We start from the raw sequence: 26,483 nt of genomic DNA on the forward strand, positions 1-26,483 counted from the left end.
TTCTAAACTCATTTTATCGGATAAAGGGTGAATTCAAAGCTTTGTTTCTTCAATGGAACCAGATATTGCGGCAACACACCGGGACCGCAAGTAGCGGTTCCCACACCTGCCTGCTCTGCATCCAGGTGTACTGTGTACATTCCATCGCGTTTCAGGTCATTGATATGACGCGCTTTCTCTAATAATACATCTGAAAAAGGAATGATACTAAACTGGAAAGCACGATTTGACTCGACAAAAACACCTTCACCGGAGTGGTTCGTAAACTTCGCCCAACGTACGTCAGTCCGGTTGCCCGTAGATTGCGGAGCGACATAATAGTGGAACATACGTTCGGGAGTTGTCTGATACAGACCGATTTTACCGGATTGGTCACGGTCGACATGCGTTTCGTTATCACCGCGTCCCAAATAGGAAACCTGGTCGTAAGTGTCAGCTACACGGAATGTTAATCCCAGGCGTGCTATTGATTTCACAATGGCGGTATCCGGTTCAAAAGTAGTGTTCACTTTCAATGCACCGTTCTTATCCAGTGCATAAATAAAGTCAGCCGTACCTACTTTCTGTCCTTTCGCATTGAGTATTTCCACACGGGCGGTTGTCGAGTTCTTGCCCTCTTTCAGTGAAACGACTTTTGGGGTTATGTTGTCCAGTCCTGCTTTACGCCATAGGCGCGCGCCGTTCTTATCACGGTTATCATTATCCGTAGCCGGACGGAAAAGGCTCAATGTGAGCGGGGTAGAAAGCAACTCCTTGCCATTCAGATTCAAAGAGGTCAATGCGCCCGTTTCTTTATCAACGGTGAATGTAGTCTCACCTGCTTTTTGCGGACGATGGGTTGCAGAGTTCTTATTGCCGGAAAGTACAAACTGGTCATAAGCCACTTCCCAGTCTTTAGCTATCATCGGAGAATCGTCCTTTCGGGTCCAGCTAATATTCAGATAAGCTTCACGGTCCTTTTTCGAGAGAATCACATTACCCAACTGTATATCTATGGTAGCGTGCGGTTCACAATCCAGTACATTGGTACCTTCTGCGAGTTTCTCTCCACTATCAGTTGTTACATTCCAATGGAATATATATTCATTCAGATTAGAGAAATCGTACCAGTTCTTGATACGGAGTTTCATGTTCTTCCGGTCAAGTAATGTGGTCTTTATGTTCTGATATACTTTCTTCACTTCGAGCAGGTGCGGGTGCGGTTTACGGTCGGCACCTACCAACCCGTTACAGCAGAAGTTACCGAAGCTTGGGATTCCTTCCGGGCCGTAGTCACCGCCGTAAGTCCAGTACCATTTTCCGTTCTTGTCTATTTCGCGGAATGACTGGTCTACCCAATCCCAGACGCTACCGCCTTGTGCCATCGGTTCGTTTTCGAAAACGTCCCAGTATTCTTTCAGTCCGCCGCAACTGTTGCCCATTGCATGCAGATATTCACATAGGATGAAAGGACGGTAGATGTCTTTCTTTGCCACATATGCTTTGATATCGTCCACACTGCGGTACATACGGCAATAAATGTCCGTATTGTAATTCAGTTCGGCACGCTCGTACTGCACGGGGCGGGTCTTTTCTACCGATTTCAGCCAGTCGTAGGTACGTTCGAAGTTGACACCGTTACCAGCTTCGTTTCCAAGTGACCAGATAACAATGGCAGGATGATTCTTGGAACGTTCGTACATACGGTGCGTACGGTCCATGTGTGCCAGCAGCCAAGTGCTGTCTTTGGCGAGAGAAGCAGGTCCGTAACCCATACCATGAGATTCGATGTTTGCTTCATCAATCATATACAGTCCGTAACGGTCGCAAAGCTGATACCAGTATGGATGAGTAGGATAATGCGAGTTCCGAACCAGATTGATATTATGCTGTTTCATCAGTTTGATGTCCAGTTCCATCAGTTCCTTGCTTACCGTACGTCCGAGTTGTGAGTGTTCATGACGGTTGGTTCCCTTCACTAGTACCGGAACACCATTGATGCAGAAACGTCCGCCTTTGATTTCCGAAGTGCGGAAACCGGCTTCGCATCCGGTCAGTTCGGTGACTTTGCCTTGGGCGTCCTTCAGTTCGAGCACCAATGTATAAAGATTAGGATGCTCCGCACTCCAAGCCTTCACATTCGGAATCTTCTTTTCGTCAAATACGATGAAATTGCTCAATCCGCGGGATTTTATTTGGATAGCATCCTGTAAGACTGCCTTGCCCGAAGCATCTTTCAATGTGTAAGCGACAGAACTGGAGGTAGCGGAAGGTCCTTCTACGGTTACTTCCAGTCCGAAGATACCGTCTTTGTATTGTTCTTTATCCAAAGAAGCGCTCAATTTATAGTCGGCAATGTACTGTTGGGGAGTGCTATATAGGTAAACATCCCGTTCGATACCGCTCAAACGCCACATATCCTGACATTCGAGATAAGCGCCCGAACTCCAGCGGTACACTTCCAAAGCCACTACATTCTCTCCGTCGTTCAATACATCGGTAATATCCCATTCGGCATTTGTTTTCGAGCCTTGATTATATCCGAGCAGTTTCCCGTTCACCCATACATAATAGAAAGAGATTACACCTTCGCAGCAAAGTACTACACGACGGCCTTTCCAATCAGCAGGCACTTTGAATGTGCGACGATAGGAACCGACTTCATTCTCCGCATGAGGAACCAGTGGCGGATTCTTTTTGAAGTTGAACATTTTGTCATCAAATTCATATGTCTCGTTGACATAGATAGCTGTGCCATAACCCTGACGTTCCCAGTTGCCGGGAACGTTGATGTCCGCCCAACCTCCGGTATAATAAGAAGGCTGATAAAAATCTTTCGGACGGTTATCGGGATTCTTCACCCAATGGAATTTCCATTTCCCATTCAGGCTCATATAAAATGGGGACTGTTCGTATCCGCCCGGCTTTTCAATGTCGGAAGCGTCGGCGTAAGGCCATACGTAGGTATGAGGGGCGAGTTTGTTCAGTCCTACCGCATACTGGCTTTGCCATTCGGGCAACGGTTGTTGCTGCGCTAACGTGAAAGTAGTGGTAACCAGTACTGCAGATAAGATTAAAAAAGTTCGTTTCTGAAAGCTAATGTTCATAAGCATGTCATCATAATTAGTTTATATAAGATTGTTTTACAAAGCACCTAATTGTTGTTTTTAACGACTTGACTACTATTCTATAATAACCTCATCAAAATAGACTCTCGCTTCCTGGTCGGGACGGACATGTTCTGCGGGACAAATCCCCGCTCCTTCCGCCGTCACCCGGACATAACGGGCAGATACTCCGCCCATATCTATCGAGTAGTCATTTCTGTAAGTTCCTTCCTGATAGATTTCTTCCAAAGAGAAATTCAACTCCCCTATGGCACGGTATGCCCGGTTGTCATCGGAAATCTCTACGCGAATCATCTTCGGTTTATGCGCTCCCATTCCATAATTCGTAATGCAACCAATGGTAAATTTATTCATTTTCTCCTTATCAAGCAAATCTATCGTGAAAGAAACAGTATCATTCCGATTCCAGTTGCACCATTCAGAATCCGTATACTTCAGGCTTCCCCGCAATCCGTTGACCAATAACATTTCATTCTTCTTATTGCCAAGCAGAGGTTTTGCCGTGGCTTTGTTCCATGTGAGCTGCAAGTCCAGGGTTTCTCCCATTTGCTTGCCGTTCATAAAGGTAGCCGCCTTCACCATTTGTGTCTTTGTCACACGGATAGGCCCTTCATAACGATGAGAGGACATAGCCGGATTACTGCCATTCAGCGTATAGTGAATTTCCACGTCCGGGCGGAGACATTCCAAATTCACTTCCAGATGTCCGTCCACCGGAGTCACCGTCTGCTGTATGTTATACATTGAGCGGGCGTAGATAATCCCTTTTTCAGCAATATGGGCGTTGTATGCGTCCATTCGTTTCAAGAATCCGGACCAGTCTTTTGTATCTGCAGGCGTCCATGCCACTTCTGCCAAAGCAGCCAGACGAGGGAACAAAAGATACTCCACGTCTTCCGGCTTATTGCAGAATTCCGTCCACATACAAGCCTGTACTCCCATTAACAAAGACTCGTATTCCGGTTTCCAATCCTTCTGTACCGGTTCGTAATCAAAAACATCTTTCAGTGTGTTGTTTCCGAAATAGGTTACCGGTTCAAACCATTGAGGCCCCTGATAGCGAATCAGATACATGATGCGTGCCGGAGTCATGATAAAACGATGTCCCTTTTCGGCAGCTTTCAGGGCAGCCGTTCCCATTCCCTGCCAACCGAGAATAATGGATTCTTCGGGAAGAAAAGAACTGTTTGTCAACTCATCCCAGCCAATCACTTCGCGACCTTTCTTACGCAGATAATCACTGATACGTTTCATAAAGTAACCCTGCAAATCTTCTTCATCCGCCAAATGCTGCTTTTTCATCCGTTTCTGGCAAAGTGGGCATTTCTCCCAATTCGTCTTTCGCGCTTCATCTCCTCCGACGTGAATATAGCGGGAAGGAAAAAGTGCCAGAACTTCGTCGAATACATCTTGCAGGAATGTAAATACGCTGTCGTTTCCCGCGCAATAGATTATTTCGGAATTCCGTCCTCCCAGTCCGGGAAGCACACCGATAAAGTCTTTCACAACCGGGCAGGCAAGTTGGGGGTAGGCAGCCAAAGCGGAGTTACTGTGTGCAGGTACATCTATTTCGGGAATTACTTCAATCTGCCTGTCGGCGGCATAAGCCACTATCTCCCGAATCTCATCCTGCGTGTAGAAACCGCCTATCGGAGTAGGTTCCCCACGCTTCGGGTTACGGCGTGAGTGGAAAGGTACATCTGTACGGTCTACTCTCCACGCTCCTACTTCTGTCAAACGGGGATATTTCTTTATTTCAATCCGCCAGCCGTTATCATCCGTCAGATGAAAATGAAGCTTGTTTATTTTCAGCATCGCCATGCAGTCGATGATTCGCAAGACGTTCTCTTTAGGAATAAAGCAACGTACCGGGTCCAAGAGTAATCCTCTGAAACCGAAACGGGGCTCATCCTGAACTGTCATTGCGGGAACGCTCCAAGCGATATTCTGCACCGGTTGTTCCGATTCTATGGCAGCAGGCAGGAGTTGGCGGACAGATTGCAGGGCATAGAAAAATCCCTTTGTATCCGATGCTTTAATAAGTATCTGTTCAGGTGTAATCTCCAGCAGATAGGCTTCGGTTTTTAAAGAAGAATCCGTCACAAAACGGACTTGTCCTTCTTTGCTGCCGACATTCAATGCAGGAGTTATTCCGGCAGCATGGGTAAACAGGTTGATAAAATTGCGTGCAATCGCGGCCTGCTCCTGATTTTCTACCGCAAATGCCGTTTTTGCAGAAAAGGTGAAGTTGCCACTGCCCGGCACAAGGTGTGTCGGGCGTGGAACTATTGAAATTAAAGGGGATGTTAAGTTATCAGCCTGCAAAAACGCTGCCAACGGCGAAAGCAGTACGAGAATGATTAAGATGTATTTTTTCATGGTGTATGTACGTTGGATTTATTCCTTGTCCCGCTCCGGTGAGAAGCGGACAGGGTCATTGTATTGCTCCTGAAGTTTCAGCATTTCTTCTTTCAGTTCTTTCACTACCGGTTCATATTCAGGCTGTCCGTAGAGGTTATGCATTTCCGACGGGTCTGCCTGCAGGTCGTAAAGTTCCCACCAGTTGATGTCATTATAGAAATGAATCAGTTTATAGCGCTCCGTACGTACACCGTAATGACGTTTCACCATGTGCTCGGCGGGGTATTCGTAGAAATGATAATAGAGAGCTTTCCGCCAGTCTTTCGGATGTTCGCCTTTCAGCAAGGGAACGAGGGATACACCTTGGATATCAGAAGGAATCTCCGCTCCTGCCAATTCGAGGAAGGTGGGTGCATAGTCGATGTTCTGTACCATTTCGGTGATGTCGCCTCTGCGGTCGAATCCTTTCGGCAGGCGCATGATAAGCGGTGTACGCATGGATTCTTCGTACATGAAGCGTTTGTCGAACCAACCGTGTTCACCCATATAGAATCCCTGGTCGGAAGTGTAGACAACGAGTGTGTTATCCAGCAGTCCTTTCTCTTTCAGGTAGTCGAGCACACGGCCTACATTGTCGTCCAGTGATTTCACGGTCTTCATGTAGTCGCGCATGTAACGCTGGAATTTCCAGTTGGCAAGGTCTTTGCCTTGAAGGTTCTGTTTATAGAAATCGTCTATAATCGGAGTGTAGAATTTGTCCCATGCGGCACGTTGTGCTTCATCCATGCGACCGATATATTTCTCATACAAGGATTTCAGACGGGTATTCTTGTCGGGACGAAGCATTTTGAGGTCATAAATCATGTCCATGTCTTTCACGATGCTCATCTCTTGTGCGGCAGCGGCGGGACGTCCTTCGTAGTCGTCAAAGAAATTGTCCGGCAGAGGGAAGGTCTTATCCTCGTACAAAGCCAAGTTACAGGTATCCGAGAGCCAGTTACGGTGAATCGCCTTGTGATGAATCAGGAGACAGAAAGGTTTCTCCGGGTTGCGTTTGTTTTCTATCCAGTCGATAGCATCATCGGTGATAAGGTTCGTGATGTATCCATGTTTTTGGATAGTGTCATTGTTTTGTGTGATGAAATCCGGATTGTAGTAGTCGCCTTGTCCGGGGACAATTTGCCAGTAATCAAATCCGGAAGGCAAGCTTTCAAGATGCCATTTACCCACCAGCGCTGTCTGGTAGCCGATTTTCTGTAACAGTTTCGGAAAAGTCTGTTGCGAACTGTCGAATACGCAAGTGGTGTTATCGTAGAATTTATTAGCACAGCTATGTTTTCCTGTTATCATGCAGGCGCGGCTGGGTCCGCTTAATGAATTGGCCACAAAACTTTGAGTAAAGCGTACGCCGTCGGCAGCAATGCGGTCGAGATTCGGGGTTTCCATGTAGCGCGTGTCGTAACAGCTCATCATCTGTGCTGTGTGATCGTCCGTCATGATATAGACGATATTCAAAGGTTTCTGCTCCGCAGGCCTTTGCTTGTTTGAGCAGGAAGCAAGGGAAGCTACGGCAGCTATTCCTGCCAGAGGAAAGAACAAGTTTGATTGCAGTTTTTCCATAAAAACAATTTTATATTAGATAGTAACAGCAAAGATAGAGGACGGAAGGCAGAATCGGCTTCCACAAATTACCAATTAATTTCCAATAATCTCCATTTCTGCATGATTCGTTAGAAAAGAAACTCTAAATAGAGGAAAGAAAGCTAACTATCTTAGTTCCTTTCCTCCAATTTAGAGAAACTTCATATTTAGAAAAAACAACTTTGGGTCATAATTTCATTTCCCTTATAGAAAATAGTTTCTAATAAAAGACCTTACCCGAAACCGGTTCAGTATTTTTATCCCACTTATAAACACCATCCTTTTTATAAAAACGAATCCAGTCAATTTCCATACGTGGAGTCCTATCGTCATTCTGATAATCAGTAATACTCTTCAATACAGTATCCCAACCTTCAACAGGAGTACCAGCATCACGTTCTGCTGAAGGAGATAAACGCATCACAATATCAAAGCCCATATACGAACCATTAGCATTCTGTGTGAACGATTCTTTATCAAAAGGCCATGAAGAAGCATCTTCTTTCTTCAAAGTTACTGTTGTAGTACCATTGATACCTATTCTGATTTCTGTATCTTCCACTTCTGCCCAATATATATTCCATTCTCCTGCAGTAGGCATAGACGTTTTCTTAGAAAATTCAATCTGATTTGTCGTTGAATATATAGATTGTGTTATTACATTACCTTTTTCATTTCTAAGAATATCGACTTCTTTTTTATTCATAAACCGATAACCATCTTTAGGGTCTTTCAAGGCAATCCAAGGAATAAATCCATCTCTCACTCCCCCAAGACGAACTCTAAATTCAATTCTTATACCCGGATAAATCCGTACAAACTGAGGAGCAGCAGTATTATTCTTATCAAAATTACAGCTGTAATAGCCTGCAGCACCATAAGTACTTCTACCACTGACACTTGTCCATGCAAAATCTCCATATTCCGCCCACATTTTCAGTATTCCTTCATTTGTAATTTTCGAGAATCTTGTATTATCTACAGCTTGATAAAGCTGTGAAGGCTTATCGTTTGTATCAGACAACGACCATGGAGTTTTACTCGGATTACTACCCCAAAACGAAGCATCAATCTTGTGGAACTCGATCGCATTAATAAACTTCCAAGTAGACAAATCGACTGTTGGATGTACATTATCCGCTTTCATATCATAATAAGGAGCTGTCTTTCCCCAATCCCATTTCATCACAGCATCCTTATTCGTCGATGATACAAAAATTTGTTCCGGATTAGCATATACTTTTGTCGGATCATACAGATTAGGATCATCAATTCCTTTCAATGTAATCGCCATAGCCTCTTCTGTCATTGGGTTATCTTTTGATGAACTTTCAAAATTCAATGTCAGTTCCTTGCTTTTGATTGCCGCCCCATTCAAACTAAGGGTAATTTCATCACTCTTTACACTTGATGCTCCTGCCGGAATAATCAGACTGGAAGGCAAGCCTGCAAAAAATGATGTTTCGTCCTCTTTGGGTTCAATTGTAACCCTGATAGGAATAGATCTTGGCTTATCTATCTGAGCTACTAATACACACTTTCCACCATCCAACACTACATTATCCAGATTATTCTCCAATGACATCGTAATACGGTAATAATCAGAGACCTTGATAACCGCACTGGATTTTGCCATTTTATATCCACGTGCAAAAGCCACAAAGTTTAAATTCTTATGCCCTTTCAATCCTTCCTTTTTTACAGGAAAATCTACTTGTATTTTTGTTTCTCCCTTTGGGAAAGTCACAATACTACTAAAGGGATCAAACAAGTTGGAAACATCCTCATTACCGGATTTAGCAGTAAAGTAAATATCAAAGTCTTCATTGGGGTTCACTTCATTCCCATCTGCGTCTTTATTTACTTCAATGTCTACCTTCAAATGTTCACCCATTGCGAATGCCTGACCATTGACAGTCATTGTCAAAGGCACCGCCTCCGGCAACGGATTGTAACGAGTCTCATCGTCACATCCTTGCAAACCGATAGCCAGCAAGCAAGCCGGAAGTATCTTATATAATAGTCTTTTCATATTCTTTCTAAATTAATCATCATTAAAACAGATTCTATTGTTTGTTATTTGCGCCATCCCGGGTTCTGATGCAACTGCTCGTTCAAGTTGATTTCGTTCAAAGGAATCGGCAACAGATAGTCGCGATCCGTATTGAACTGGTATCCTGCCGGAAGCCATTCTGCCAAAGGATCCATCCATTTGTCCGCAGTCAATGTTATCTTATCCAGTTCATCGGCTTGATCTGTACTAAATGCACGATACAATACACCTTCTTTACCTAAGTAAGCACCTTTACCCCGTTGATTCTGAATTAACTTACCAGCTCTCCAACGCATCAAATCATCAAGACGGAAACCTTGTAATGCCAGTTCCGCGCGTCTCTCACGACGAATTTCCTGCAATATAGGAGTCAGAGTATATTGATCACTGAATACAGGATAATTAGGATCTATCTCAGTTGGGGCAACATAAGTCACTCCTGCCCGTTCACGTAATGGCTGCAAAGTTTTCTCTAATATTGATGCTTCACAAGTCCCATTGCCTAACTCAGCGGCAGCTTCCGCATAAGCTAACAGTGCTTCTGCATAACGAATGATTGGTAATGCAGTCTCACCGCCCTTTTTGTCTTTATTAAACAATGGATCTAGTCCCAAACGAATATGGTAACCGGTAATACTACGCTGATTGTCACCTGCCAAAAGATAAGGCGGAACAACTTCATCCTTATTTTCATCTGTACGAATCTCAACCTTCATTGGCTTCGAGTCGCTATCAGCCTTGAAGCGGCAGTCACTATGCATCACAGTTTGTATCAAACGAAGATCACGTCCTTCAAATGTACGATTGAAGTCCTTAAATTTATCATCTGCCGGATCAATAGGGAGACCTGTATCATACAAATAATTATCAACCAATGATTGTGATAAACCAGCAGGACCAGAGTTATCTACGGTGCCTTGAGATAATAAGGCGGATAATCCATGTGTCAAACCGCCTGATATCGAATATTTCTTCCAGAAAACAGCTTCTGATATATCGGATAAATCATACTGGTTAAACAAATGTGCAAACGCTTCACCACCATCTTTTGCGTTGAAAGGATCATTCTCTTTCTTGTTTAATTTCAATCCTTTAGTAAACAGTTCATCTCCCAAAGTTATTACAGTCTGAAAGAACTCTGTAGATGCATTCGTTGCAGCGGCAAAATCAGTACCGGCATGATATTTCTCCCAAGAGCCTTCATACAAAGCTACTCTCATAGCCAAAATAAGAGCTGCTTCCTGACTAACTCTCAATCCTTTGTACTTACTGCGTGGATATAGTAATTTTTTTGCCGTATCCAAATCCTCAAGGATAAACTTTGCCACTTTTCCGCGATCTGTAGCCGGAACTTGCAGACCTTGGGCGGTAGCATGTTCATCCCAAAGATCGTCCATAATAGGAATACTGCCAAAACGAGTCAGTAAATAGAAATGCCAATAGGCACGGAAAAAGTAAACTTCTCCTTTTAAAGACAAGATTTTGTCCGTCTCATTCATTTCAGGAACTGCATAGTTATGAAGACAATAATTGGCATCACGCAACCCCTTATAGCCTTTTTCCCATTCTTTTGAGCCACCATTACTTTCCTGCAATTCCCCATTCAAGCGCCTTTCATAGTTCTGCGCAAGGATGTTGTCACTGTTTTTCTCTTCACCGAAAACACCCATACCATAAGTTTCCAAAGTAGGAAGTCCTGTATATAAGAAGTTTACATAGCTGGTCAAATGTTCTTCACTGGCCAGATAGCCTCCACTTTCCGGTGAAGTAATAGGCGCTTTTTCTAAAAAATCCGAGCATGCAGACAAGAAAGCACCCGCAAGAATAAATAATATATATAGTTTTTTCATTGCTTATCCCTTATTAAAATGTGAAATCAAGTCCAAAAACGAAGTTCCTGTTCATCGGATATACCTTTCCGTTACCATTTTGTTTCAATGGAGAAGTCAAACCCGGAGACTGCTCATTACTACCACCAGCCATCATATTGACCTGATTCAATGTTTCCGGATCAAACTGTCCCGGCAACTTTGTAATAGTAAACAAGTTATCACAAGTGAAATATACTTTCAAATTTTCCAGCCCGATATTTTTCAGCAATTTACGACTGAAATTATAAGATACTGTTAAATTCTTCATACGCATATAAGCTGCATTCAACAAATAACGGGTTGTATTATAACCTGTATTCACCACATAATCCGTATTATCTTTCCAATCAGTCAGGCGAGGCAAATAACCATTCGGATTCTGTGTTGTGAAATGATCCAAGTGTTCTTTGAAAAAGTTCTGTCCGCCAAACATATAAGTACTGCCGGAAATCGGGAAATCCCGTTTAGCAACACCCTGCAACAGAGTTGACACTTCAAATCCTTTATAGCCAAGATTCAGATTAATACCGAATGAATATTTAGGAGTAGTATTACCTATAACTTTTAAATCTCCACGGTTAGCTAACGTACCGTCACCGGCATTCACTTTACCATCACCATTAATATCCAAATATTTCAAATCACCCCGACGCCATTGATCCGCTGCCTTAAAAGCGGACAAGTCCGTATGTCTGAGATATTCATCAATTTCGCGGTTAGACAAAAATAAATCATCAGCCTGGTATCCCCAAATTTCTCCTACGTCCATTCCTTCATAATATCCTTTATTGGCAGCATATCCTGTGTGATTATTATAAATAGTTCCACTTGGATTGTTATACTTGGTCACTACAGCCTTGTAATTGAATACATTGAAACCAATGCCATAGCTAAAACCACATTTCAACTTATCGTTCCAGTTAACCGAAAGTTCCCATCCTCTGTTTCTCAAAGTTGCATTGTTCACCTTCGCACGGTCAGTAGGTAATACTCCGCTAATACCCGGTAAAGCCTCAGCCGGACCAATCATATCGCGGGTAGTACGTTGATAAATATCAGCAGTTATAGACAAACGATTCTTGAGCAACATCAAATCAATACCCAGATTGGCGTTGTCTACTTTTTCCCATGTAATATACGGGCTAATCAACTTAGGGGTCTTTACAATCGTACCTCTGGAAGGAGTATCAGAAACTCCCGGCAAAATCCATGCATTCTGTGAAGAAGCATCCAACTCAATAAAAGAACGATAATCATAAAGTCCGGCACCGTTCTGATTGCCCAAACGTCCATAAGAAACACGTACTTTCAATTGTGATACAGGTAAATCCAACGCTTTGAAATAATCGGTACGAGCTATATCATAACCAGCAGAAAAGGAAGGGAAAAATCCCCAACGGTTTCCTTTGGCAAAACGGGAAGAACCATCATAACGTCCACTGACTTCCAGAAAATAAATGTTGTTATAGTTCCAGTTCAAACGGGCATACATACCCATTGTAGACCAATGTGTACGAGCTTCAGATACCATTATATTTCCACTGGCATTCTCAAATGAATAGATCTGGTCGTCCATCACTCCATCCTTATACATGGCTTCTTGAGAATCCTCTCTCAATTCCATCTGGAATCCTGCCATCGCTTTAAAGAAATGACCTCCCCATTGATGAGTATATGAAGAAGATATGTTCGGAGACAAATAGTAATTAAAAACACTTCCGCGAGAATAAGAATCGAAATAAGTATTTTTCCAACTCATGCCCGGATAAGCATATCCTTGTTTCTGGGTAGCACCTTTTTTATACTTCCCTTGCGGAGTTTCATAATAAGGCTGAACCAACTTCATATCATTATGTTCCACATCCAGACGCATTTTCATCTCACCAACAATATTCCATCCTTCCAAAGGTGTGACGGTAGCAGAAAGAGTCAAAGCATCAGACAGACGATTCTGATTGTAATTGGAGTTCTTCAAATACATCAATTCACTCCAACCAGGAATATTATATTCAGAGTCAACAGGCAATTCGGTCGCTTGATTTGGATATTGATTGGATACATTATTATAGAAAATCATTTGATTTCCCATCGGACGCTTAATCATCTGCAACGTTATATTATTATTCAAATTAAAGCGCAGCCATTTATTGGCATTTATCTGGAACTTTGTGTTTAAGTTATATTTACTCAAATCATCCTGTACTTTGTCCATCAAACCTTCCTGATAAATATATCCCATACCAATATAGTAGTTCATCTTATCAGAACCTCCCTGTACACTCAAGTTATGAGAATGACGGATAGATTTATCTTTGAAATAATATTGGAACCAATCGGTATTAGCATATTGGTTATAATATGTACTCGCCCAGTCGTCACCATTGGCATTGATGTCCACTCCCGGAAATTCTGCCGAATAAGGATTTTGCATAAATCCCTGCATTTTACCAATTGTTTTATCTGAAACGACATGAGCTACTCCCATATTGTCCGCACGCTCATTTATATAACCTGCAAATTCCAATGAACTCATCATTTCCGGCATATTGATTGGCGAACTAAAACCAACCGTTCCGCGATAGCTCACTCTTGCCTTTTCTTTTTTACCGCTTTTTGTAGTAACAAGTACCACACCGTAGGCAGCGCGCGCACCATATACGGCAGAAGCAGAAGCATCTTTCAATACACTGATACTGGCAATATCGGCAGGATTCACATTCTGCATACTCTGTTCAACGCCATCTACCAATACATAAGGTTCGCCACCATTGATAGAACCGACACCACGGATATTGAATTGGATATCAGCTCCCAACTCACCGCCGACGCCACCTGCTACAGCATCCGAAGCAAAATTCAATCCGGCGATATTACCTTGCAAAGCACTGGTTACATCCGTCACAGGACGATTGACAATAGCATCATCTTTCAATGTGGCCACAGCGGCAGTAATAGTGTTTCTTTTCTGAGTATCCATACCTACCACCACAACTTCGTCAAGTGCTTTTGCATCTTCCTTCATCACAAAACGGTTACCTTCCTGTTTGGTTATCTTTACTTGCAGTGGAGCATAGCCAACGTATGTAATAGAAAGGGTATTACCCACTTTTCCTGCAATAGAGAAATTACCATCTATATCGGTTATCGTTCCCCCATTCATACCTTTCACCATGACAGTAGCACCGATAATAGCATCTCCCCTATCGTCTACTACCTGTCCCTTTATCATTTTCTGCTGAGCTAAAACACCCAAAGGAAATGACAACAGGAGCATCAGAAGAAGAACAAAACGTCTCTGTTCTCTCATTAACTTCTTTTTTTCCATAATATTACATTTAATAATTTAGATTCTGTATTATTCAGTTTCACTGGTTCCGGACGAAAAAATATAATCTTCGATTGCTTTTTGAACGGTTTTCAATAAAGATTTGTCATCAGTGACATCTACATCAACTGCTAAATCCCAACTCATGACACCGGCATAACCGTTTTCACAAGCATATTTTGTCTTGTTATAAATGGCGTTTACACCGTCGAATGTATATGTTTTGCCATCAGTATAGGTAATCTGTGTTTGATCAGGACCTGAAATACTATTTGCAAAATCAAAATATCCCTTCTGTTCTCCCGGAATTCCTGTAGTTCCTTGGAAAGGTACTCCCAAAACTAATTTATTTTTAGGAATTATCGAAGTTGCCTCATTTGCCTTTTGTTTAAATCTATCAATATTATAATACTCTGTATCAGGACCATAACATTGTAAAGAGACAAAATCCGTAGCTTTATAGGCATCAATAGTCAAATTGTTCATACAAAACGGGTGTATAGAAACTGTAAAGAATACTTTTCTTGCATTCTTCTTGAATATTTTACTCATTTCGACAATTGCCTTACTGTATGCAGTACCTTCATTAGAATTTTCCGGCCATTCAAAGTCAAGATCTACTCCATCTAAATTATGAGTAGCCAATACCTCACAAATCTTATTAGCGAAATTAGTATAAGCTCCCTCATTTTTAACCATATCTTTCCATTGACCACCGGCACATCCTAAACGGAATCTTGATGTACCAGTCGGAGTCCCCATAACTTTACGCATATCTTCCAAACGAGTTATCCATGAATGAGAATCTTTACCAAGATTTCCCGCTTCATCATATTTCCAATAAGCAAGTACTTTTGTTTTATTCCAAACCGAAGGGTAAGTAATAGGGTCTTTGCCTAATGTGCCGGCAGATATACTCCAAACAGTTGTTTCTTCTAAATAGCCCTTAAATTTATCTCCAACAATAAAATCAACACGGTCGTTGGGTACTTCGGGGAATGTATTGCCGTTTTGCGGTGTTAATTTTGCAGACTTGTTATCCACATCAAGTTTTATTTCAGATGTTTTATAAGATAAAGCAATGTAATGCCATCCTCCTGTAGCTAAATTGTCATTAGTAATTTCGGTACTTAAACCACCAACAGTTAGTTTCACCTTTCCTGCCCCATCACCTAGTTGTAAAGCTGCAATCGTTTTTGAACTTGTAGCTTTTTTAAATAAATAAGCATCAGCTACCCATTCATCTATATATATATACGTACCAAAAGTAAATTGCTTACTAGGACCATCCGGTGAATGAAGTAAACCATCACCTGCATTCATTGTTGCACTACCATTAAAGTATAACACACCATTTTTACCACTTTTTTCCGCTGCATAGGTAGCATTTCCCGTCAATTTAGCATCAGGTAGTTCAAAAGCCAGACTGCCATCAGCATAAGGACGACATGCCAAGAAAATCAAATCATTACAGGTAGCCATACTTTTGCCGGAAATTCGACCGGAATCATAAAAATCGCCACGAATATAAGAGCAATTAATCAGGCCCATCTCAGTTGGGTCATCCGGATCATCCGGTTCATCTTCACCAGGTTTTCCCGTAACTGCACCTTCGGGGGGAGTATCAGTCGGAACATCCACCCATTTTGTGTCTTTACAAGCTGTCAACGTTCCAAAAAGGAAGAGACAAAGGAATAGGAATTTGTTTCTCATAAATTTAATAATTAAGATTACCTTATATTTAATCATGTACTGCCTTATTTGACAATGACAGCAACAAATGTAGGTTATCTTAAAGATAAGGAATGTTCTATTTTAGCTACGATTCTTCCAATTTTGTCTAAAATCGTCCATTTCATCGATTTATTATAGTGTCACAGACATCTTTGAACATCTTACGAATCAAAAAAAGAAAACGGGAATATTCATTTCCGAATATTCCCGCCTCTTTTATATTTTAAACTAATGCAACTACAACAATTTTCCAACGAATATATATTATAGGTTTTCTATGTCAGAAGACTGAAGCCCTGTACATTGAATAATCATATCAATGGATATTCCACCCTCTTTCATTTTCCGGGCAATTTCAATTTGTTTCTTTTGCTCTCCCTTTTCCAACCCAGCTTTCATCCCTTCTTTCATCCCTTCTTTTATTCCTTCTTTCATTCCTTCTTTCATTCCTTCTTTCATTCCTTCTTTCATTCCTTCTTTCTTACCCGCTTGCATCCCTTCTTCAGCCGCTTTTCTTCGCATCTCTTCGTTTCTACGCCGTTCATCCTCCTCTACGATTTGATTGACCCTATACCGATCTAACGCCTTATCATAAGCGATACGGTTTTCTTCCGAAAGATCGGCAACTGCTGCCAATCTCGCCAGATGTTCAAACACTTGTTCTTTCAAAGCACCCGGCATTCTGTTCCAATTGCTCATATTCTTCAGTGCATAAATTAATTTATCATATAATGTATGGCAGTCCGACAAGTCCTTAGTGAAATAAGGAAATTGCAAATAAATTTGCCGGAGATGCGGATTGACAATCTTCCCAGTATCACGGTCGGAAAGAACCGTATCCGTACGGAATTTCGCCTCTAAGTTTTCCTCTTTGAAATTCATCAGGAAGATTCCATATATAGTAGGTAGTCTATATTGTTTTCCATAAGCCACAAGTGGTTCTCTTGCAGTCATCGGCTCTTCAGGAACAGGGACTTCTTTTGAAGAAGGAGATTCTATCTGCCGGCTCACAGCACGACAAACATAATAAAGAGTACGATCCAGAAAATTACTGTGCCAACGGTTCTGCATCTCCACAATAATATACTCACCACTCGCTGTACGACAATAAAGATCATAAATGATACCTTTATCACTCACATTGTCCGCATGATCTTCCTTATCGAGAAAAGTAAGTTCTGTAATATGATGTTCGCCTGCAAGTAGTTCGTTCAACAAAGTGATGAGCAAATCTTTGCTGGCCGGCTGACCAAAAATAATTTTAAATCCTATATCAGTAAAAGGATTAACGTATTTGGACATGATATTCTATTTTTATAGCAAAGGTAACTATTTAAATCCATAAATATGAGGAACAATCCTAATCTTTACGGATTTATAGTCTTTTATATTAAGTAGCCCCTCTCTCAATTCCTCAAAACAAATAAGAAAAATGTTCTATTTTTCAGATTAAGGCAGAAAGCAGGACTACAAAACAAAGTAAGCTAGAAATAAAACTATCCATATTATCACATATATATGCACATTATCGCCACAATATAGCATATATTTTCAGAGAATATGCGTTTTCTTTAAAGCGATAAGCAATTTTCCTCGGTGAGGAAGGGTGTGTTCCTCACCGAGGAACGACTCATTGCTCACCGAGAAAGCATTCCATACTTACCGACCAAGCCATAAAAGCCCTCAGAAAAGCCAGTTTATAGGCTAGTTCATCATTATATGTGAACAGAAAGAAAATGACAAAACAAACTATATACAAGCAAACAGGAAGCATATAGACAGAAAATGAAAGAATTGCCTGTTTTTTAGACAGGAATTACTCAAGACAACAAACAGCTCAGCATTCTTTCATCTAAAATGCAGAGCATTTTTTCCCTCATCACCAACAAATGACAGGTATATCAAAAACTGGAAGGATATAATATACAATTTTTCAGATCAGCACATTTTTAATCAACCCTCTCAACAACCATACTCTTTCAAAGCCTGCATCAATTTTGCCCCGTTAATAGGTTTTACCAAATAATCATCGCAACCTACTTCCAAAGCCGCTACCCTGTCAGCTTCAAAAGCATGGGCAGTCAGCGCGACAATCGGAATACGGGTATTGAACTTCCGAATCTCAGCGGTAGCAGTACGTCCGTCCATTATCGGCATTTTCATATCCATCAGTACAAGGTCAACCGGCTCGCTTTGTACTATTTCAACAGCTTTCTGACCATTTGGCGCATGCAATAGTTTACATCTATTTTTCAACAGCGAAGACACTAAAGAAAAATTGCTTTGAATATCTTCTGCTACCAGAATAGTCTTCTGCTCTTCCTTTTCTTCGTTGGCAGCCACGGCAGCATCTTTTCTTACCTTCCTTCCATTTTTCTGCAAGGAAATGACCATACCATCCTCGTCCAGTTCATCTATACAAGGCAGAACAGCCCAGAAGAAAGAGCCTTTTCCATATTCCGACTCAAATCCGATACTGCCTTCACATGCTTCCACGATAGCTTTACAGATAGACAGTCCAAGTCCTGTACCCTGGGCAAACTCATCCAGTTTCTCAAACCGGTAGAAAACCTTATCTTTCTTATCTTCCGGAATTCCGATTCCTGTGTCACGAACATAGATACGAATTCCGTCTTCCACCTTTTCATACCCCATTTCGATAGTTCCTTCCGGAGTATATTTGATAGCGTTTGTCACATAATTCGTGAGGATTTGGGCAAAACGTTTCTTGTCTAATTTTACCATACAGACAGTATAAGGATTAACAGAAATCAGACGGACCTGAGGATTCTTAATACGCCATTGCATGGAAGTTGCCAGTTCGTCAAAATAAACCGCCAAATCAAACTCCTCATACTTCAACTCTACCGATCCGGCTTCTATTTTAGAAAGGTCCAGTATGTCATTTATCAACTTCAATAGCAGCTCATTGTTCGTATTGATGATTTTACTATATTCTTCTTTCTCAGCCGGATTGTCAGTTATCATCAACAAATCTGAGAAACCGACAATCGCGTTCAACGGAGTACGAATCTCATGACTCATATTCGCAAGAAAGGCGGATTTCAATTTATCCGATTGTTCAGCCTGTTTCCTTGCCTTTTCCAGTTCACCTATCATCAATTGACGTTCGGTTACATCATCCACACGGATAACCACGCCTTCTATCTCCCCCAAATCATTATATACAGGAGTAGCGAACACTTCGATGGTGTGTTCATTATTGAGCAAAAACTGGATAGTCTCCACCTGACCGGATTTCCGGGCACGCTGCATCACGCAATTCTCACAAGGAGTAGTCCGGTTATGAGCAGTCTTATAGCAAGCTTCGCCCTTTTTGTAGGCCTCATAAGAAAGGCTTCTGCTGCAAAGTGACACGTTCTCCCACTGTACAATATAATCGTTAGTAATGTACGCCAGTCCGGAATTGGTATTGTTTAGTACCAATTCATTATGATGAAGCAGTTCCATCATTTTCTGCTCACTCTCGATTAGTTCTTTTTTCGAACGCAATGCATCCTCATAAAGGTTTTCATACTTACGATGCCATAAAATACGTTCGGTAACATCTTGAGTGATTACCAGATAGTTCGTTACCTTACCGTTTTCGCCGAATACGGAAGAAACCGTAATTTCAAAATGTTTGGTACCGGACAGATAGGTAGGAAAGCAACTACGTAGCCTGTCGAAATCATACTCCGCCATGAGATGTATGGTTTCTCCATTCATTATTTGCTGCTTGTCTTCGTCAGAAAGACTTGGGATGTTGAACAGGCTTCGTCCTAGAAGATCTTCCCTGTTTTTTATTCCCATTGATTGTAATTCAGTATGGTTAACTTCGACCATGAAGCCACTTTTATCATATAATTCCAGCCCTACGGATAAGTGCTCAAAGATATTATACAATAAACCATCAGTTGCCCCACTAATTAAAGCTAAGGGAGATTCATTTCTCATGCTACAAAATTTATGTAGTTCAACAATATTGTCTGTTTATCCAAGCAAACTTACATAAATCTTTCGTACTACAATAAAAAACAAGTCGAAAAGTCCCTTTAGGTATCTCCCTCTAGCACTTTGGTAGTATACGTGGCTATTTTAAAGGTTCAAACCTTTTACAAAATCTTCTGCCTTAGCCAATGTCTCCGGCTTGCCAATATCAATGAGGTGGAGTCCATCAGACAGATACCCAAAGAAGTCCGTTTGCCGACAGGTGGCAAGATAGAAATCCATAATAGAGAATTTACCTTCCCAGCATGGAGTATCCATCCACTGAAAGATAGCAGGAGAAAGAACATGGATACCACTGAATGCATACTCCTGATAAAGCGACTCGTCATATTGGAAACCTTCCGGTTTCACTTGCCCCGTATCTTTATTAATCCATCCGCAAAGTTTCTTCTCCGTATCAAAAAGCAGATAACGGGAAGTTTTACGTTGGCTGGCTAATAACGTAGCGACACCACCATTCTGCAAATGATAATCATAGAGTTCTTTCAAGTCAATATCCGAAAGAATATCTACATTGTGAACAAGAAAAGGTTCATTGGAATTCTCAAAAAAAGTGCGGGCTTTCTTTACTCCGCCCCCTGTGTCGAGCAACTGGTCACGTTCATCGGAGATATGTATAGTAAGTCCAAAATTATCATTCTCTTTCAAGAAATCAAGTATTTGCTCACCGAAATGATGGATATTAATCACTATTTCGGTAAAACCGGATGCTTTCAATTTCAATATTACATGCTCCAACATCGGTCGTCCGGCTATGGGAACAAGGGCTTTGGGCATTGTATCGGTCAGTGGTTTCAGTCGGCTACCCAAACCGGCTGCAAATATCATTGCTTTCATACAATATTTTTTATACGGTTGCTTCGAACGTGCGCTCTATATTCTGTTCGCGGTGCACCAGTTCTACTTTTACTCCGAACTTCTGATTCAGGCGTTCCGCCAAATGTTGTGCCGAATATACGGAACGGTGCTGCCCGCCGGTACAACCGAAGCAAACGGACAAGTTACTGAATCCGCGTTCCATATAACGTTTCACGGAAGCATCCACCAAAGCATAGACATTATCGAGGAAATGAAGGATTTCTCCATCTTCTTCAAGGAAAGTAATTACCGGCTCATCCAGTCCGGTGAAAGGTTTGTAGCGTTCATACTTGCCAGGATTATTCACGCCACGACAATCGAATACATAACCACCGCCATTGCCTGTCGGGTCTTCAGGAATTCCTTTTTTATAGGCGAAGCTCATTACTTTCACTGTCAGTTGACGCTTTTTCAAATCGTCCGTAAACTGTTTCAGTCCGGTAAGCTCACGCAATACTTTGCAGAGATACGGATATTCAGGATATTCTTCCTTCAACAGCTCACGCAGATTCTCAATGGCATAAGGAACACTTTGAATAAAATGGGGCTTCTTCTCAAAATAACCACGGAAACCGTATGCTCCCAATACCTGCAAGGTACGGAAAAGCACAAAGTGGCGAAGCTGGCTATAAAAATAAGACTCGTCAATCGGCTGGTATTTGCGCAGGGCTTCTATGTATTCCTGCAAAAGTTCTTTGCGAAGACTATCGGGATATTTCGCTTTGGCCTGCCACAAGAAAGAAGCAACATCATAATAGAACGGCCCCTTGCGCCCGCCCTGGAAGTCAATAAACCAAGGTTGCCCGTCTTTTATCATCACATTGCGGCTCTGAAAATCACGATACATGAAAGTGGCGGAAGAACTGCGCAGCAGGACATCACTCATTTTCTGGAAATCATCTTCCAGTTTGTCTTCCTGAAACTCCATTCCGGTAGCTTTAAGGAAACAATATTTGAAATAATTCAAATCCCAAAGGATGGAACGCTGGTTGAACTCCGGCTGAGGATAACAACGGGAAAAATCGAACCCGTCGGCTCCGGCAAACTGAATAGCGGGAAGCAGACGAATCGTTTTGCGAAGCAACTCTTTCTCTTCTTCAGAAAATACACTGGTGGCACGCCCTTTCTCAATAGCATGAAACAGCAGCGTGTCACCTAAATCTTCCTGTAGATAATAGGTTTTATCTTCCGACACGATATGAACTTCGGGAATAGGCAGACCGTTTTTGCGGAAATGCCCTGCCATATAAAGAAAGGCTTCATTCTCATCGACAGAAGTTCCATACACTCCGATTAATGTCTGCACACCCGTCAGCCGGAAATACCGGCGGTTGGATCCGGAAGAGGGTAATTCTGTTATATTTTCAGCGGGAACACCCGTATATGCCTGATAAAGTTTCTGTAGTTCTTCGGTAATCATAGTCGTATATTTTCGAGCAAAGATAGGGATAAAAACCAAAAATAAGAGTCCCGATTCAACTAATATTCATCCGAATATATTATCTTTGTTTCAGTTAAACTGACCTGATTCCATGAAAAAAAGAATCTTTATACTACTATGCGTAGCATTTATCACACAGTTTGCCGGCATTCTCCCCCTTCAAGCCGGACATTATTACTATAAACAAATCTCTCTGAAAGACGGATTGCCGTCTACCGTGCGGTGTATCCTGACGGATGAACAAGGCTTCATATGGATAGGAACACGCTCCGGACTGGGACGATATGACGGACATGAACTTAAAAAATACGTTCATCAAGCTGACAATCCTCACTCCATTCCTCATAATTTAATCTATCAGATGATAGAAGACGAACAAAATAACATCTGGATTCTGACGGACAAAGGAGTGGCACGCTATCAACGGCAGAGTGATGATTTCTTTATACCGACAAATGAAACCGGAAATAACATCATCGTTTATTCTGTTTGCCTGACAAAAGACGGAGTCTTGTTCGGTTCGAAAAACAAGATATTCTTCTATAATTACCAGGATTCCTCTTTCCGTCTCCTGCAATCTTTCGACCTGGAACCGAATTACAACGTAACCCTGCTGAGTCTTTGGGATGAACACACCCTGCTCTGTTGTAGCCGGTGGCAAGGCTTGCTCCTGCTCGACTTAAAGACCGGAAAATGCATCCGCCCGCCTTTCGATTGCGGAAAAGAAATTATGAACGTCCTTATCGACTCACAAAAAAAGATATGGGTGGCTCCTTACAACGGGGGATTGAATTGTTTCACCCGTGACGGCAAGTTACTGGCTACCTATACTACCCGTAATTCATCGCTAAGCAACAATGTTGTATTAAGTCTCGCCGAACGGGAAGGGCAAATATGGATTGGAACAGACGGGGGCGGCATCAATATCCTCGACCCGGAAACGGGACGTTTTTCTCTTTTGGAACATATCCCCGGAAGGGATAATTATTCGCTTCCCGCCAATTCTATCTTATGCCTTTACAACGACCGGAACAATAATATGTGGGCAGGCAGTATCCGCAACGGGTTAATCAGCATCCGGGAAGTTTCCATGAAAACCTATAAAGATGTGTTGCCCGGCAATGACCGCGGACTAAGCAACGCTACTGTCCTGAGCCTTTTCCAGGAATCTCAAAACCGAATATGGATAGGTACGGACGGGGGCGGCATAAACAGTTTCAATCCGGTTACGGAGAAATTCACCCATTACCCTTCGACCTGGGAAGACAAGGTGGCGTCTATCTGCGCGTTTACTCCCGGCAAATTATTGATTTCCCTTTTCTCGCAGGGAGTATTTATTTTCAATCCGGCAACCGGAGAAAAACAGCCTTTCACCATTGTCGATGCTGAAACAAACGCTCGTCTCTGCAACCGGGGAAAAGCCGTGAATTTATTACAAAACACACCGCATAGTATCCTATTTCTAGGGGAGCATATCTATAAGTACAACCTGAAAGAGCAAACTTTCAGCATCGCTACAGAACAGGAAGGACAGGATATCATCGGTGCTCTCCTGCCAATCGGCAATTACCAAGATTATACCTATCTAAGTGATACAAAACATATCTATGAACTGGATAACCGTACAAACCGGCTGAAAGCATTGTATTCTTGTCAGAAAGATACAATCATCAACTCCGTCTCACGGGACGAAGAAGGAAATTTCTGGATTGGAAACAACTACGGACTGATACATTATAATCCAGTAACAAAGACAGAGACTCCGATACAGACTTCCCTATTTGGCGAAATCACCCTGATAGTATGTGACCAGCAGGGAAAAGTATGGATAGGGGCCGACAGTATGTTATTCGCTTGGTTGATTAAAGAAAAGAAGTTTGTTCTTTTCGGAGAGTCAGACGGTGTTATTCTAAACGAATATCTTTCCAAACCTCAATTATTAAGCATACAGGGAGATGTGTATATGGGCGGTGTTAAAGGTCTGCTGCATATCAACAGCAAACTTCCTTTGACGACATCCGAGCTCCCTCAACTTCAGTTGTCGGATGTTATTATCAACGGCGAATCCGTTAATGATGAGCTAAGCGGCAACCCGAAAGGCATCTCCGCGCCCTGGAACAGTAATATTACTATCCGGATTATGTCGAAAGAGGAAGATATTTTCCGCCAAAAGGTATATAAATATCAGATAGAGGGACTGAACGACCAGCAAATCGAATCCTATAATCCAGAACTGGCTATACGCTCATTGCCACCGGGAAGTTACAAAATCATGGCTTCCTGCACCGCGAAGGACGGTAGCTGGATTCCCAGCCAGGAAGTCCTTGAACTGACGATTCTTCCACCCTGGTATCGCACGTGGTGGTTCATCCTTAGTTGTGCAGTTTTCATCGCTATTGTCATTATAGAGACTTTCCGAAGAGCATTGAACCGTAAAGAAGAAAAGTTGAGATGGGCAATGAAGGAACACGAACAACAAGTGTATGAAGAGAAAGTACGTTTTCTCATTAATATCAGCCACGAACTTCGTACTCCATTGACACTGATACACGCTCCACTCAGCAGGATATTGAAATCGCTCTCTTCCGATGACAATCAGTATCTTCCGTTGAAGGCTATTTACAGACAATCACAACGCATGAAGAACTTGATAAACATGGTGCTTGATGTACGCAAAATGGAAGTTGGAGAAAGTAAAATGCAGATACAGCCTCATCCATTCAACCAATGGATTGAGCACGTTTCACAGGACTTTATCAGCGAGGGTGAAGCCAAGAATGTACAAATCCGCTATGAACTCGACCCACGGATTGAAACTGTCAGCTTCGACAAGGACAAGTGTGAGACTATTTTAAGCAATCTGCTTATTAACGCCCTGAAACATAGCCCCGAAAATACGGAAATTACAATTACTTCTGAATTACTTCCCGAAGAAGGCAGAGTACGTGTCTCCATTGCCGACCAGGGCAACGGATTGCAGCAGGTAGATACCCGGAAGCTCTTTACCCGCTTCTACCAAGGAACGGGCGAACAAAGCGGAACGGGAATCGGGCTATCTTATTCTAAAATTCTGGTTGAGCTGCACGGCGGTTCCATCGGTGCCCGTAATAACCAGGAAGCAGGTGCTACTTTCTTCTTCGAACTGCCACTGAAACAGGGAACCGAAGAAATTATCTGCCAGCCCAAAGCATATCTGAACGAACTGATTAGTGATGACAAGAATGAAAATATACCGGATGAAAATAATTTCGATACAACTTCCTACACGATTCTGGTAGTGGATGATAATCCCGACCTGACGGATTTCCTGAAAAAATCATTAGGGGAATACTTTAAGCGAATCATAATAGCCGCGGACGGCGTGGAAGCACTGCAACTTATCAAGAGCCATGCCCCGGATATTATTGTCAGCGACGTGATGATGCCAAGAATGAACGGATACGAACTTTGTAAGAATATGAAGGAAGATATTACTATCAGTCATATTCCCATCATTCTTCTGACGGCAAGAGATGATAAGCAAAGCCAGTTGAGCGGATACAAGAATGGAGCGGACGGCTATCTGACAAAGCCTTTCGAAATAGAGATGTTGATGGAAATCGTCCGCAACCGTCTGAAAAACCGGGAATCTACCAAGAAAAGATATCTGAATGCCGGATTAATCCCCGCAGCGGAAGAAAGTACGTTCAGCCAGGCAGACGAAACTTTCCTGTTGAAACTGAATCAAATCATTCAGGAGAATTTGGACAGCAGTGGCTTAGATGTCTCTTTTATCTGTAAGGAGATAGGTATGAGCCGGGCTTCGCTTTATAATAAGCTGAAAGCGCTGACTGATATGGGAGCCAATGATTATATCAATAAATTCCGGATGGAAAAAGCGATAACGTTAATCACCGGTACGGAAATGTCGTTTACGGAAATCGCCGAGAAGGTGGGATTTACAACTTCACGCTATTTCAGTACGGCTTTCAAACAATATACGGGAGAAACGCCGACACAGTATAAGGAAAAGCGGAAACAGGAAAGGAAAAAAGACTAACAAGCAACTACACGAGAAATAAATATTATTCAGGCACGGATT

Annotated in this window: 12 protein-coding genes; 1 reads left to right on the forward strand and 11 read right to left on the reverse strand. The window is 42.1% G+C overall.

Annotated elements, in window-relative coordinates; genetic code table 11:
* Window positions 1-8: 8 nt before the first annotated feature.
* The 11 genes from BacF7301_RS23130 to BacF7301_RS23180 all read right to left on the reverse strand — a co-directional run bounded on the left by BacF7301_RS23130 (window position 9) and on the right by BacF7301_RS23180 (window position 22,381).
* Window positions 9-3,092, reverse strand: a complete 3,084-nt coding sequence (locus tag BacF7301_RS23130; protein ID WP_167966549.1) for a glycoside hydrolase family 2 TIM barrel-domain containing protein — start codon at window positions 3,090-3,092, stop codon at window positions 9-11.
* Between the two features lie 69 nt (window positions 3,093-3,161).
* Window positions 3,162-5,486: a glycoside hydrolase family 20 protein gene (locus BacF7301_RS23135; protein WP_167966551.1), complete on the reverse strand. Its 2,325-nt coding sequence runs from the start codon at window positions 5,484-5,486 to the stop codon at window positions 3,162-3,164.
* Between the two features lie 18 nt (window positions 5,487-5,504).
* Window positions 5,505-7,088 carry a sulfatase family protein gene (locus BacF7301_RS23140; protein ID WP_167966553.1) on the reverse strand — a complete coding sequence of 528 codons (1,584 nt, stop codon included), beginning with the start codon at window positions 7,086-7,088 and terminating at the stop codon, window positions 5,505-5,507.
* Window positions 7,089-7,329: 241 nt separating this feature from the next.
* Complete coding sequence (locus BacF7301_RS23145; protein ID WP_167966555.1) at window positions 7,330-9,141, reverse strand: DUF5006 domain-containing protein; 1,812 nt, start codon at window positions 9,139-9,141, stop codon at window positions 7,330-7,332.
* A gap of 44 nt (window positions 9,142-9,185) precedes the next feature.
* Entirely contained in the window at window positions 9,186-11,012 is a 1,827-nt protein-coding gene (locus BacF7301_RS23150; RefSeq protein WP_167966557.1) for a RagB/SusD family nutrient uptake outer membrane protein, read from the reverse strand.
* A 13-nt stretch (window positions 11,013-11,025) separates the two neighbouring features.
* Window positions 11,026-14,358: a SusC/RagA family TonB-linked outer membrane protein gene (locus BacF7301_RS23155; RefSeq protein ID WP_167966559.1), complete on the reverse strand. Its 3,333-nt coding sequence runs from the start codon at window positions 14,356-14,358 to the stop codon at window positions 11,026-11,028.
* Window positions 14,359-14,388: 30 nt separating this feature from the next.
* A complete protein-coding gene (locus tag BacF7301_RS23160; RefSeq protein ID WP_167966561.1) occupies window positions 14,389-16,071 on the reverse strand; it encodes a glycoside hydrolase family 18 protein in 1,683 nt (560 codons plus the stop codon).
* Between the two features lie 285 nt (window positions 16,072-16,356).
* Complete coding sequence (locus BacF7301_RS23165) at window positions 16,357-17,394, reverse strand: PD-(D/E)XK nuclease family transposase (protein WP_167966563.1); 1,038 nt, start codon at window positions 17,392-17,394, stop codon at window positions 16,357-16,359.
* A gap of 660 nt (window positions 17,395-18,054) precedes the next feature.
* On the reverse strand, window positions 18,055-20,049 hold the full coding sequence (locus BacF7301_RS23170) for a hybrid sensor histidine kinase/response regulator (protein WP_167966564.1): 1,995 nt from the start codon (window positions 20,047-20,049) through the stop codon (window positions 18,055-18,057).
* A 141-nt stretch (window positions 20,050-20,190) separates the two neighbouring features.
* Window positions 20,191-20,940 carry a nucleotidyltransferase family protein gene (locus tag BacF7301_RS23175; protein WP_167966566.1) on the reverse strand — a complete coding sequence of 250 codons (750 nt, stop codon included), beginning with the start codon at window positions 20,938-20,940 and terminating at the stop codon, window positions 20,191-20,193.
* 10 nt (window positions 20,941-20,950) lie between these two features.
* Complete coding sequence (locus tag BacF7301_RS23180; RefSeq protein WP_167966568.1) at window positions 20,951-22,381, reverse strand: RapZ C-terminal domain-containing protein; 1,431 nt, start codon at window positions 22,379-22,381, stop codon at window positions 20,951-20,953.
* 112 nt (window positions 22,382-22,493) lie between these two features.
* Between BacF7301_RS23180 and BacF7301_RS23185 the strand changes: the two genes are divergently transcribed.
* Window positions 22,494-26,441, forward strand: a complete 3,948-nt coding sequence (locus BacF7301_RS23185) for a hybrid sensor histidine kinase/response regulator transcription factor (RefSeq protein WP_167966570.1) — start codon at window positions 22,494-22,496, stop codon at window positions 26,439-26,441.
* Window positions 26,442-26,483: the final 42 nt, after the last annotated feature.

Source organism: Bacteroides faecium, from assembly GCF_012113595.1.
Lineage (GTDB): Bacteria > Bacteroidota > Bacteroidia > Bacteroidales > Bacteroidaceae > Bacteroides > Bacteroides faecium.